Origin of the sequence: Serratia sp. JSRIV006 (assembly GCF_019968685.1) — a bacterium.
Taxonomy (GTDB): Bacteria; Pseudomonadota; Gammaproteobacteria; order Enterobacterales; family Enterobacteriaceae; genus Chania; species Chania fonticola_B.
In genome coordinates, this window is record NZ_CP074137.1 from 4,011,666 (window position 1) to 4,024,460 (window position 12,795).

11 protein-coding genes are annotated in these 12,795 nt (G+C 54.3%); 6 read left to right on the top strand and 5 right to left on the bottom strand.

What is annotated here, in order from left to right:
- The first annotated feature begins 101 nt into the window (after window positions 1-101).
- Window positions 102-1,328 (top strand): OFA family MFS transporter, encoded by a 1,227-nt coding sequence (locus KGP16_RS18610; RefSeq protein WP_223500177.1) that lies wholly within the window; start codon window positions 102-104, stop codon window positions 1,326-1,328.
- Window positions 1,329-1,386: 58 nt separating this feature from the next.
- Here the strand turns inward: KGP16_RS18610 and glk are convergent, their stop codons facing one another.
- Window positions 1,387-2,349: a glucokinase gene (gene glk, locus KGP16_RS18615; protein WP_021807027.1), complete on the bottom strand. Its 963-nt coding sequence runs from the start codon at window positions 2,347-2,349 to the stop codon at window positions 1,387-1,389.
- A gap of 332 nt (window positions 2,350-2,681) precedes the next feature.
- Between glk and KGP16_RS18620 the strand changes: the two genes are divergently transcribed.
- On the top strand, window positions 2,682-3,929 hold the full coding sequence (locus tag KGP16_RS18620) for an ion channel protein (RefSeq protein ID WP_209555391.1): 1,248 nt from the start codon (window positions 2,682-2,684) through the stop codon (window positions 3,927-3,929).
- Here the strand turns inward: KGP16_RS18620 and KGP16_RS18625 are convergent.
- Together KGP16_RS18625 and KGP16_RS18630 are read right to left on the bottom strand one after the other, a co-directional pair.
- Entirely contained in the window at window positions 3,926-4,618 is a 693-nt protein-coding gene (locus tag KGP16_RS18625) for an aspartate/glutamate racemase family protein (RefSeq protein ID WP_209524214.1), read from the bottom strand. The two genes, KGP16_RS18620 and KGP16_RS18625, sit on opposite strands and share 4 nt — an antisense overlap.
- Window positions 4,619-4,687: 69 nt before the next feature.
- The gene (locus KGP16_RS18630; RefSeq protein ID WP_021807030.1) at window positions 4,688-5,146 is read right to left on the bottom strand and encodes a multidrug/biocide efflux PACE transporter; all 459 of its coding nucleotides are present in this window, start codon (window positions 5,144-5,146) and stop codon (window positions 4,688-4,690) included.
- Between the two features lie 99 nt (window positions 5,147-5,245).
- On the opposite strand from KGP16_RS18630, the gene KGP16_RS18635 reads away from it, so the two are divergent.
- The gene (locus KGP16_RS18635; protein ID WP_094982027.1) at window positions 5,246-6,136 is read left to right on the top strand and encodes a LysR family transcriptional regulator; all 891 of its coding nucleotides are present in this window, start codon (window positions 5,246-5,248) and stop codon (window positions 6,134-6,136) included.
- Here the strand turns inward: KGP16_RS18635 and KGP16_RS18640 are convergent.
- Window positions 6,112-7,773 carry an alpha-keto acid decarboxylase family protein gene (locus KGP16_RS18640; protein ID WP_223500178.1) on the bottom strand — a complete coding sequence of 554 codons (1,662 nt, stop codon included), beginning with the start codon at window positions 7,771-7,773 and terminating at the stop codon, window positions 6,112-6,114. The genes KGP16_RS18635 and KGP16_RS18640 overlap by 25 nt on opposite strands.
- Window positions 7,774-8,018: 245 nt before the next feature.
- Between KGP16_RS18640 and mgrA the strand changes: the two genes are divergently transcribed.
- On the top strand, window positions 8,019-9,008 hold the full coding sequence (mgrA, locus tag KGP16_RS18645) for an L-glyceraldehyde 3-phosphate reductase (protein ID WP_223500179.1): 990 nt from the start codon (window positions 8,019-8,021) through the stop codon (window positions 9,006-9,008).
- A 256-nt stretch (window positions 9,009-9,264) separates the two neighbouring features.
- Window positions 9,265-9,660 (top strand): DUF2502 domain-containing protein, encoded by a 396-nt coding sequence (locus KGP16_RS18650; RefSeq protein ID WP_021807034.1) that lies wholly within the window; start codon window positions 9,265-9,267, stop codon window positions 9,658-9,660.
- 243 nt (window positions 9,661-9,903) lie between these two features.
- On the opposite strand, the gene KGP16_RS18655 is transcribed toward KGP16_RS18650, so the two are convergent.
- The gene (locus KGP16_RS18655; protein WP_021807035.1) at window positions 9,904-11,142 is read right to left on the bottom strand and encodes an Nramp family divalent metal transporter; all 1,239 of its coding nucleotides are present in this window, start codon (window positions 11,140-11,142) and stop codon (window positions 9,904-9,906) included.
- Window positions 11,143-11,520: 378 nt separating this feature from the next.
- Here KGP16_RS18655 and KGP16_RS18660 point away from each other — a divergent pair, with 378 nt between their 5' ends.
- Window positions 11,521-12,708 carry a NupC/NupG family nucleoside CNT transporter gene (locus KGP16_RS18660; protein WP_021178662.1) on the top strand — a complete coding sequence of 396 codons (1,188 nt, stop codon included), beginning with the start codon at window positions 11,521-11,523 and terminating at the stop codon, window positions 12,706-12,708.
- Window positions 12,709-12,795 lie beyond the last annotated feature (87 nt).

Consider the following 12,795-nt stretch of genomic DNA (forward strand, 5'->3'; position numbering starts at 1 on the left):
TGGCAACGATCGCCCCCTTTATAATAAGCCCATACCGCAGGGCTCTGGTTGCCTTGCTAATTTTGCCAATGGGCAACGCCAATACAGGAAGGAGACCGGCCATGAACAGCAAACCGGCAAATCGCAGCTTAATCGTTCTCGGCACCATCATCTGCCAGATGGGCCTCGGCACTATCTATACCTGGAGCCTGTTCAACCAGCCGCTGGTAGACAAGTTCCACTGGGGCCTTGGCGATGTCGCTACTACCTTCTCGATCACCAGCTTCTTCCTGGCCTTCGCCACGCTGTTCGCCGGTAAGCTGCAAGAACGTTTTGGTATTCGTAATCTGACGCTGGTTTCCGGCGTGCTGGTCGGCCTGGGGCTGATTGCCAGTGCCCACGTGCAATCGCTGGATATGATTTATCTGTTAGCGGGCGTGGTGGTCGGTTTTGCGGTGGGTATCGCTTACATCTCTACCCTGTCCAACCTGATCAAATGGTTCCCGGACAACAAGGGGCTGATTTCCGGCATCTCCGTCGGGGCGTTCGGCAGCGGCAGCCTGTTGTTCAAATACGTTAACGCCGCCCTGATTAGCGGTGCCGGTGTCTCTGCCGCCTTCTTCTACTGGGGCGTGATCGTGATGGCGCTGATTGTGCTGGGTTCCATGTTGCTCAAAGAACCGGTACAGGTTAACCAACAGGCTAACCACGGTACGCTGGGCAACGATTACACCGTGCGCCAGATGCTGGCCAGCAAAGAGGCCTATATGCTGTTCGTGATTTTCTTCGCGGCCTGCATGAGCGGCTTGTATCTGATTGGTATCGTTAAAGACATGGGCGTACAGCTGGCCGGGATGGATTTGGCCACCGCCGCCAACACCGTTTCCGCCGTAGCAATCTTCAATACCGCAGGCCGCATCATTCTAGGCACCCTGTCCGATAAAGTAGGTCGTATGCGCGTCATCAGCTTCACCATGCTGGTCACTATTCTGGCGATTGCCGCACTGAGCTTCCTGACGCTGAGCCATACGCTGTTCTTTATCTGCGTCGGCGCGGTCGCCTTCTGTTTCGGTGGCAACATTACCGTCTTCCCGGCGATTGTCGGTGACTTCTTCGGCCTGAAAAACCACAGCAAAAACTACGGCATCATTTATCAGGGCTTTGGTCTGGGCGCGCTGGCTGGGTCGTTTGTGGCCAACCACTTCGGCGGCTTCCACGCGACTTTCATGGTGATGGGTGTGCTGTCGGTGATTTCACTGCTGATTACCCTGTTTATCAAAGCGCCGAAAGCGGTTGAGCAGGAAGAAGTGTCTCACGCAGAGCCTGTGTTGGCCAAAGCCAACGGCTAAGAGGCGAGTAAAAAAAAGGGCGCTGCCAAACCGGTAGCGCCTTTTTTTATTGTGTTGATTACAGATGCATACCCAGCGTCTGCCGCAGATGAGCGCCAGCCCCCAGCAGCCCCGGTTGGGAATGGGTGATCATAAACACCGGAATTTCTCGCACGTAGTCTTTAAAGCGGCCCTTGTCTTCAAAAGCAGCGCGGAACCCGGAGGCCTTGAAGAACTCCATAAAGCGCGGCACGATGCCCCCGGCGATATACACCCCGCCAAACGTCCCCAGATTCAACGCCAGGTTGCCGCCAAACCGCCCCATGATCACGCAGAACAGGGACAGGGCACGGCGGCAATCGGTACAGCTGTCCGCCAGCGCGCGCTCGGTGATATCTTTGGGTTGCAGCTTCTCCGGCAGGCGCTTGTCTGCCTTGACGATGGCACGGTACAGATTCACCAGCCCAGGGCCAGACAGCACGCGTTCCGCAGAGACGTGCCCCACTTCGCCACGCAGCACCTCCAGGATGATGTCCTCCTCTTCACTGTTCGGTGCAAAATCTACGTGACCACCTTCACCCGGCAAACTCACCCAACGACGGTTTACGTGTACCAGGTGTGATACCCCCAGCCCCGTACCCGCACCGTAAACGGCAATCGGTCTATCCTTTTGCGCTTTGCCCCCGCCAAACTGCAACACGTCATCTTCGGACAGCATCGGAATCGCCATCGAAACCGCAGTAAAATCGTTAATCACTTCCAGGTGCTTTAAGCCCAGGTTCTCTTTCATCGCTTTGATGGAGAAGGCCCAGGTGTGATTGGTCATGGCGACCCAATCCTCGGTTACCGGGCAGGCGATGGCGATACAGGCATCCTGAACCTCCAGTTGCAGCTCGGCCAGGTATTGGCGGATCACCGCTTCCAGGCTATCGAACTCCAGACCAGAATAGGTTTTCGCCTGGGCGATCTCGCCCGTCTCGACAGTGCACAGCGCCAGGCGGGCATTGGTGCCGCCAACATCACCTACGAGGGCATAGGTCATCGGTGTTTCTCCCTAAAATGAAAAATGCGAAATTGGGTACACTGTAAAATCACGCCGCCCAAACAACAATCGGCATTCTGCGGCCCGCTGCTCAATAGCGATCCAGATCACAAAAAACGTTTCAGCCAGACCCTATTCCACCGATTTATACCGTCGGTTACAGATTGGTGCAAAAAACATGAGATGAAAGCGATCGCGTGCGGCTACCATTAGCGAAATCGCTCCGTTGGAGCTATATACTATGCAAACCATTTCTCTGAGGCCTGGCGATTCTGCTGGCTTTACTCTCTGTTTTCCCTGCCAATCAGGGACGTGACAACAAGGGATCCCGCATGCTGCATCCGCGCGCCAATGCTATGTTGGCCTTCGCCCTGCCCGCGATCGTTATCGGTTCCGCCTCCAGCCTGATCCTTATCTTGCTGATGGAAAGTGCCAACGTGCTGCAGAATTGGCTGTGGGTTCGCCTCCCGGATCTGCTCAATATCGATAGCCATTCCCCCTGGTGGACCATCGGTATTCTTACGCTGACCGGTATAGCCGTTGGGTTGATCATACGTTTCGTACCGGGCCATGGCGGGCCAGATCCGGCTACCGAATCACTGATCGGCATGCCTTTGCCGCTGGCCGCCGTGCCGGGGTTGGCGTTAGCCTTGATGGTGGGCCTGGCGGGTGGCGTCAGTTTGGGGCCGGAAAACCCGATCACCGCCATCAATATTGCCCTGGTGGTCGCACTGGGTGCCAGGTTATTGCCAAAGGTGCCGAAGATGGATTGGATCATCCTCGCCGCCGCTGGCACGATTGGCGCAATGTTTGGTACACCGGTTGCCGCAGCTCTGATTTTCTCGCAAACGCTAGGGGGAAATAACGAAGTCCCCTTGTGGGATCGGCTGTTTGCCCCGCTGATGGCCGCTGCCGCCGGTGCCGTCACTACCCAGATGTTCTTTACCCCGAACTTTACCCTACAGCTTGATGCTTACAATGTGACCCGGCTACGCGATATCTTCAGCGGCTCGGTGGTCGCGCTGATCGCTATTGCCCTGGGGATGGTGGCGATCTGGTGCTTCCCACGCATGCACCACATGTTCCATTCGCTGAAAAACCCGGTATTGATGCTCGGGCTAGGTGGCCTGCTGCTAGGTATCCTTGGGGTCATTGGCGGAGATATCACCCTATTCAAAGGGTTGGATGAGATGAAACTGTTGGTGGTCGACGGCAGTTTCACCACCAGCCAACTGCTGGTGATCACTCTGACCAAGCTGGCCGCCCTGGTGGTCGCAGCGGCGTGCGGATTCCGCGGCGGGCGTATTTTCCCGGCGGTATTTATCGGCGTCGCGCTGGGGTTGATGTTGCATCAGCATGTCCCGGCGGTTCCGGCAGCGATCACCGTTTCCTGTGCCATTATGGGGTTGGTGCTGGTGGTAACTCGCGACGGCTGGCTGAGCCTGTTTATGGCCGTAGCGGTGGTGCCAGAGCTGCACCTGTTACCGATACTGTGTATTGTAATGTTGCCCGCCTGGTTGATGCTGGCGGGCAAACCTTTGATGCTGGTAGTAAAATACCAGCCTCCACATGAAGACTAGGCCAGAGCATACTCGGCAGCGGCATGCGCATGAATGGCCGTGGTGTCGAACACCGGCACGGTGGCATCTTGTGCGCTAACCAACAGGCCAATTTCAGTGCAGCCAAAGATGATCCCCTCGGCGCCCTGCTGTTCCAGCTTGGCAATAATCCGGCGATATTCATTGCGTGAAGTATCAACGATTTTGCCCAGGCATAGCTCTTCATAAATGATGCGGTGTACGATATCGCGATCGGCAGCATCCGGCGTAACTACGTCGATAGCAAATTTGTCCTGCAAACGCCCACGGTAAAAATCCTGTTCCATGGTAAAGCGCGTGCCGAGCAAGCCGATACGGCGGATATTTTGCTGGCGTACCTGCAATGCTGTGGCATCGGCAATATGGATCAGCGGCAGGCCGCTGGCCTGTTCCACCGCATCAGCTACCTTATGCATAGTGTTGGTACAAATCACAATGGCCTCGGCACCGGCAGCACGCAGCGAAGCGGCGGCCGCTGCCAGCAAACGACCAGCGCCTTCCCAATCACCTTGGTGCTGCAAGCGCTCCACTTCATGAAAATCCACACTGTAGAGCACGATTTTGGCTGAATGCAGGCCACCAAGCCGCTGTTTCACCTGCTCGTTGATCATTCGGTAATAGGGGATGGTGGATTCCCAACTCATCCCGCCCAATAATCCCAACACTTTCATTCGGTTCTCCTTGGCTGTGACTCACTATCAACCAGACATTACCCGAGAACGACCTGACTGACGAAGCAATTATTTGCTGTGCGAACTGCTAACCTTCGCCTGGCGCGGCTCAAACCAACGCTGGCGCAGGGTATCGTAGACCCAGTTATACGCCATGGTATAAGGCAGGAAGAACAGGAAGAAACCGATCTCCAGCACAAAAGCCTGCCACAACGAAATATTGAGCATAAAGGCGGCTATCGGCAGACCAATCAGTACAAACCCGGCTTCAAAGCCAAAGGCGTGGCCAATACGCACTTTCAGCGTTCTGACCACTCGGCTCACCGGCCACAGCCGATCAAAGATCGAGTTATAGACGATGTTCCACAGCATGGCGACGGTAGATAACATGACCGCCAGCGCCCCGACCTGCGCCATCGAGCGGTTAAGCAGCCACGCCCCCAAAGGGGCACAGATCATCACGGCGATAGCTTCGAACCCCACGGCGTGAACGATACGTTCAACCAACGACTTGTTTTGCAACTGCATACTTCACCTGTTTTGTGACCGTTATTGAAAATGTCAGGTGATTATCATCGGTTTTTTGCGTAGATTAAAAATAGGTTTCATCGATAAAGTAGATACATCATGCGCTATTCCCCAGAAGCCCTACTGGCCTTTGTTGAGGCTGCCGCGTTAGGCTCGTTTTCTGCTGCCGCACGCAGACTGCGCAAAAGCCAGTCCACCATCAGCACCGCCATTGCCAATCTGGAGGCGGACCTTGGGCTGACGCTGTTCGATCGCCAGGCGCGCCAGCCTGTATTGACGGAAGCTGGCCGCAAGGTGCTGGGCCACGTGCAGGAAATCCTCGCAGCCAGCGAGCGACTCGATGCGCTGAGCATCCGCTTGGGGGACAATATCGAACCGCGGCTAACCATCGTATTTTCCGATACCTATCAACCCAACCATCACGATAACCTGCTGAAACATTTCGAGCGGCGTTATCAGGATATTGAGCTGGAATGCATGATCGCCGAAGGGGAGGATGTACTGGATCTGCTACAGACTGGCCGCGCTCACCTGGGAATGCTGGCGGTACAACCCACCTACCCCCCCGAGATCGCCGTCGCCAGGCTGCCAGAGCAGACTGAAATGGGGGTGTTTGTTGCTCATGACCATCCGCTGACCCGTCTCCCGGCCCTGACACAGGCCCACCTTGCCAGCAGCCGCCAACTTTACCTCAACACCTATACCAGTAACAACGCAACCAAACCGCGCGGGCGAACCTGGTCGGCGCCCAGTTATCTGATGCTGTTGGAGATGGCGGAACAAGGGGCGGGTTGGGCGATACTACCGCACTGGCTGGTCAAACAGTACGGGCGGCAACGTCTGACAGAGCTGAAAATGCGTGGCTGGCCGCAAACCATCTCGGTCGATGCCGTATGGTCCAAGCTTACCCCGCCGGGGCCGGCGGGGCTGTGGTTATTGGATCGCTTACTGGAAAACGCCGCCGATCAAGCCGCCGCATTACGCAATTGAATAGCCCGCGACACGCAATCGAGCAGTTCAGGTATGTCCATTTTCGGCAACACTACCTCGATAAAGGCCAGTTGATCGCTACCACCGACCTCACCAAGCGCCGCACGCAACTGCTCAGGTTCGGTGACACGCAGGCATTTCAACTGACGATCGAGCGAAAAAGCCTGCGATAACCGCGTCCAATTCCATTGCGCGATATCGTTATAGCGCTGTTCTGGCCCGTGGATGGCTCGCTCGATGGTGTAACCGTCATTATTCAGCAGCAAAATCACTGGCTTTTGCCCATCGCGCAACATGCTGCCCAACTCCTGCACGGTAAGCTGAGCGGCTCCATCGCCAATCAATAATATAACCCGACGCTGAGGCTCAGCAGTCTGCGCGCCAAATGCAGCCGGTAAGGTATAGCCGATCGAACCCCATAAGGACTGTACGATAAACCGGCACCCCTGCGGCAGCGTCAACGATGCCGCGCCAAAGCAGGCAGTGCCCTGCTCAGCAATCAGGATATCTCCCGGCTGCAAGAAGTCTTGGATTTGCCGCCAGAAACCATGTTGATCCAGACCGCTGGCACTCGGCTCCGGCAATGCTGGCCGTTTTATCGACGGCAGCGGCCACTTGCTGGCTAACGATAACGTCAGTTGGTGCAGAGCCTTCACGGCTTCGCGCATAGGGATTTGGCTGAATACCTGCTGGCCAACCCGCGCCTCGAACGGTTGGATATCGATGCATTTATCCACGGACAGATTATGGCTAAAACCGGCAGTGATGGTATCGGTGAAGCGCACCCCGACGTTAATCACCACATCAGCTCCCTCAATCTGCTGCTTGACCAGTGGATCGCTGGCGGCGGCGGCATAAGTTCCGGTGAAGCAGGCATGAGTTTCATCCAACACGCTTTTGCCTAACAACATTGTTGAATGGGGAATATTGACCTCATTCATCCATTGTTCCAGCACGAGTTCGGCACCGAAGCGTTCGGCCAGAAAATCCGCCAGCAGGGAAACCCGATGGGCGGCCTGCAGTTTTGCCCGTGCGGCAGCGATAAATGCCTGTAGGGAAACGTCGGACAGATTGGGTTGACGCAACACCAAAGGTGCCGGACGCGAAGCCAACGGCGCTTCAGCAACGTCACTTGGTAACAACAGGTACACCGGGCGGCGCTCGTAGAGTGCGGTGGTCAATAGGCGATCGATTTCCGCTTCCGCATTGCTGGCCGTCAGGCTGGCCTGGGCGATGGTTACCTCTTTCGCCATACGAGCAAAATGGCCGAAGTCCCCATCCCCCAACGAATGGTGCAGCAAATCCCCGGCACGCTGTGCTCGCAAAGCCGGGGCGCCAACAATGTGGATCACCGGTAGGTACTCGGCATAGCTGCCGGCAATGCCGTTTATCGCACTTAATTCACCCACACCAAAGGTGGTCAACAGTGCCGCGGCTGGCTTACAGCGGGCATAACCATCGGCAGCATAGGCGGCGTTTAGCTCGTTGGCGCAGCCTACCCAGGTTATCTGCTGATGATCAATAACATGATCGAGAAACTGCAGGTTGTAATCTCCCGGTACGCCAAAAAAGTGGCGAATGCCAATCTGGGCTAACCGATCGAGAAGGTAATCTGCCACCGTATAGCTCTTGCTCATGATCATCACCTAGGTAACGGAAGAATGGTTAGCATTAAGTATTAGAGATTTAGCCGAAATCTCGAACTTTATCACCAGAGATGAACTGGAAACTCTGCTTTACATCTACGCACCAGCAGCATGCAGCAGGGATCATCCATAAGCAGTTTGAATAAATGGCGAACAATTAGCGTGATCTCACACTCTGACAACCCATGTGGAAGCGCATACACTGAATACCCTTCCCCGCTGTCGATGAGGATCTTATGGTTTATCAAGCTGAGCCTGCCCGCTACCAGAATATGGAATATCGCCGTTGCGGACGCAGCGGGCTGCAACTTCCGGCCGTTTCACTCGGTATGTGGCACAACTTTGGCGATAGCACGCTGTATGACAACGCACGCAATCTGGTGCATCGTGCCTTCGATCTTGGCATTACCCACTTCGATCTGGCCAATAACTACGGGCCACCGCCGGGTTCTGCCGAAGAGAATTTCGGCCGCATTTTGCATCAGGATCTCCAGCCTTATCGCGATGAGTTGATTATCTCCTCCAAAGCGGGCTACACCATGTGGCCTGGCCCCTACGGTGACTGGGGATCGAAGAAATACCTGGTCGCCAGCCTGAACCAGAGCCTGCAACGCATGCGGCTCGACTATGTGGATATCTTCTACCATCACCGCCCTGACCCGGATACGCCGCTGGAAGAAACCATGGCGGCGTTGGATTTGATAGTCCGCCAAGGGAAAGCGCTGTATGTCGGATTATCGAATTACCCGGCCGAACGGGCGCGGCAGGCATTTGCCATTCTGCAGCAGCTTGGCACTCCTTGTGTGATCCACCAGCCAAAGTACTCGATGTTTGAACGCTGGGTCGAACCCGAGTTGCTGGATACGCTGGAAGAACATGGCGTAGGGTCCATCGCCTTTTCGCCGCTGGCCGGAGGCATACTGACAGATCGCTATTTGCAAGGCATTCCGCCTGATTCCCGCGCAGCGAGCGGTAGCCGATCCCTCACTCCCGAACAGATTACCGAAACGAAACTGCAAAAGGTTCGCCAACTGAACGCGCTAGCAGAGCAGCGTGGCCAAAAGCTTTCGCAGATGGCGCTAGCCTGGGTGTTGCGTAACGATCGCGTCACTTCCGTTTTGATCGGTGCTAGCAAAGTCAGCCAGATTGAAGATGCGGTCGGTATGTTGGCCAACCGTAAATTCAGCGCAGAAGAGATCGCCAAGATAGAGCAGATCCTGATGTAATCGCTTACAAGCCGCCGGTAGGGTATCGGCGGTTTTCTCACCACTCTCCTCAGATAACTCCCAATCCCCGGTGTTCTCCATGGCTTTCAGAATTTGCCCAAAGGCGCGGCCGCCCCACGGCGTTAACATCTCTCAGATAAATACCTCAGGGATTTTACGCACAGCGTTAAAGAGCGAGGGATAACAACCGTTTGCATGGCCAAAACCTATACCGATGAACGTGCTTCATTATCGGTATTCGGCCAAGGGAGCCTAAATGTTTAAACCTCTGTTTACCGCAGCCATTCTGGCGGCGCTTTTCATGCCCATCGCCCACATCGCCCATGCCAGCAGCGTCAATATTGATTTGCTGCCGGGGGTCTCGCTGCAGATTGGTGACCAGGACAAACGCGGCAATTACTGGGACGGTTACGATTGGCGCGATCGCGATTGGTGGCATGGCCATCAGGGGCGTGATTTAGGGGAGCGCAGCCGCCGTGGCTACTATTGGGATGGCTATCGCTGGCGTGACCGCGATTATTGGCACAAAAATTACTACTACCATGATGGCCGCTACCGCAAGGCTGATAAATACTATTACAAACAGTATAAAAAGCAGCACCATAAGAATAAGCATCATCACAAAAACCATCATCACGATCATGATGATTGACCCCTCACCCCAACCCTCTCCCAAAGGGAGAGGGAGCTGTCTGGAGCTTTTGATTAGCTCGTACTGCTTCGGAAAGTGATGTAAGAAGAAGAAAGGCTGGGTAAAGGATGCTAAGTGTTCAACATGCCCCCGGTCTATACACTCCCACAGGGCGAGGGAGCTGTTCGGCATAGTAATCAGGTGCAGAAGTCAGTCTGTAGCACGTCTAACCCCTCTACATAAGCTAAAGTGAGAGGAACGATCCTAAAGCAAGTTACTGATCAGCAGATAACCGTTGAGCCCAACCACCACCAACACAATCAGTTTACCGAGATTCTGGATTAGACGACCGTTGACCATATCCCCCATCAGTTCACGGTTGCCGGTAAACGCCAGCAGCGGCACCAACGCCAGGGCGATACCAAAGCTCAGCAGCACCTGGCTCAAAACCAGAATACGCGTCGCATCCATCCCCATCATGATGACAATAAACGATGGCATCATGGTGACCACCCGCCGTACCCAGATAGGGATATAGAAGCGGACAAAGCCCTGCATCACCACCTGCCCCGCCAAGGTGCCTACCACGGTAGAAGAAAGACCTGCTGCAACCAGGCTCAGGCCAAAAATGGTGGCCGCCGCATTGCCGAGCAACGGCTGCAACGTCAGGTAAGCTTGGTCAAGATCGGTAATGCCGCTGTGGCCGTTGAAATGGAATGCGGCAGCGGCGGTGGCCATCATCGCCAGGTTAACAAAACCGGCAATGGTCATGGCGATCGCCACGTCCAGCTTGGTGGCCGAATAACGTTCGGCTTTAGAGTCTTTACCGGCAGTCTGCGTCAGCGAGGAGTGCAAATAAATCACATGCGGCATGATGGTTGCCCCTAACACCCCCGCAGCAAGAAACACCGCGTCACCATTCGGCAAATCCGGGATCGCCATCCCTCTAATCAACCCGCTCAACTGCGGCTGAGAAAATACCAGCTCCACGATATAGGCCATTGCCACAAACAGCAGCAGGCCGCCAATCACCAGTTCCAGCGGCTTTTGCCCGCGTTTTTGCAGCATCAGGATCAGGAAGGTGGCAATGCCGGTGAGGACTGCCCCCTGCAACAACGTTACTCCCAGCAGCAGTTTGAAACCGATCGCGGCACCGATAAACTCGGCCAAGTCGGTGGCCATCGCGATAATCTCCGCCTGCACCCAATAAGCCCAGACGGCCGGGCGCGGGAAGCGATCGCGGATATGCTCAGCAAGGTTTTTACCGGTAGCGATGCCGAGTTTGGCAGACAGCAATTGGATCAGCATCGCCATGACGTTGGCCCATACCACCACCCACAGCAGCGTGTAACCAAAAGAAGCGCCAGCTTGAATATTAGTGGCAAAATTACCGGGGTCGATATAGCCGATGGCGGCGATAAAGGCAGGCCCCATCAGAGAAAGTTTGATCTTTCTGGACGGGCGGCTGGAGGAAGTATTGTTAACCGCGCGACTGTTCAGCATAGCGAAAACCCTTACTAATTTAGCTCACCTTCATCTTTACTTAAGTGATAATGATTATCAAGTGCATTTGCAGCGATAATGGTTATCTCTGCGATAGCCAAAAACGAAGGTTTTATCGAACAGATCGCATGAAATCCTGGCGTTTCCATCTACTCTAGATCACAAGGTTCAGAGCGGATCACGCTTGATAATAAAAATAGCACAAAAATGCCACGAACACGCATATTTATTAACATCTTGATCTTTGGTGCTTTGCCGTCATAGATTAGGACTATCTCCACTATGATTTTCCATATTTGCTATGAATGTCTCGTTTTTAAACTTGGCGTTACATAAAATGACAACCGAAATTCAGCCTGCCTCAAATTTGGAGCAAACATGTCCCATATTGCGCACTTTGCGTTAGCGTTAGTGGTGGTTGCAATCCTGGCCCTGTTAGTGTGCCGCGATCGTAAAAACATCCGCATCCGCTATGTTATTCAGTTGTTGGTTATTGAAGTGTTACTGGCCTATTTCTTCCTGAACTCGGAAGCAGGTTTAGGCTTTGTAAAAGGCTTTGCAGCAATGTTCGACAAGTTGCTCGGGTTTGCGGGGCAAGGGACTGATTTTGTGTTCGGCGGGATGGGTGACAAAGGTCTGGCCTTCTTCTTCCTGAAGGTGCTGTGCCCAATCGTGTTCATCTCTGCCCTGATCGGTATTCTGCAATACATCAAAGTGCTGCCGTTTATCATCCGCATCATCGGGACCGTGCTGTCTAAAGTGAACGGTATGGGTAAACTGGAATCCTTCAACGCCGTCAGTTCGTTGATCCTGGGCCAGTCTGAGAACTTCATTGCCTACAAAGATGTGCTGGGCAAGATGTCAGAAAAACGCATGTACACCATGGCCGCTACCGCGATGTCGACAGTTTCCATGTCCATCGTTGGCGCATACATGACCATGCTGGATGCCAAGTATGTCGTGGCGGCACTGGTACTGAACATGTTCAGCACCTTTATCGTCCTGTCACTGGTCAACCCTTATGACACCAGTAAAGAAGAAGAGCTGCACCTCGGCAATCTGCACGAAGGCCAAAGCTTCTTTGAAATGCTGGGTGAATACATTCTGGCAGGCTTCAAGGTGGCGATTATCGTTGCCGCGATGCTGATTGGCTTTATCGCCCTGATTGCCGCGCTTAACGGCCTGTTCAGCGCCATCTTCGGCCTGAGCTTCCAGGAAATCCTGGGTTACTTCTTCTATCCATTTGCCTGGGTCCTTGGCGTGCCTAAGCATGAAGCGTTACAGGTTGGCAGCATCATGGCGACCAAGCTGGTTTCCAACGAATTCGTTGCCATGATGGAACTGCAGAAAATCGGTGCTGAGCTGTCTCCACGCAGCATGGGTATCCTGTCCGTGTTCCTGGTGTCCTTCGCCAACTTCTCTTCTATCGGTATCGTAGCCGGTGCGATTAAAGGGTTGAACGAGCATCAGGGCAACGTGGTTTCACGTTTCGGCCTTAAGCTGGTTTACGGCTCTACCCTGGTTAGCCTGCTGTCAGCGGCCATCACAGGCTTGGTTCTGGGCTAACAGCTTTAGCACCGACAAGTTCTAGTCTTAAGACGCCCGATGAAGTTTATCGGGCGTTTTTTATTTGATGCCGATAAAGCATGCGAT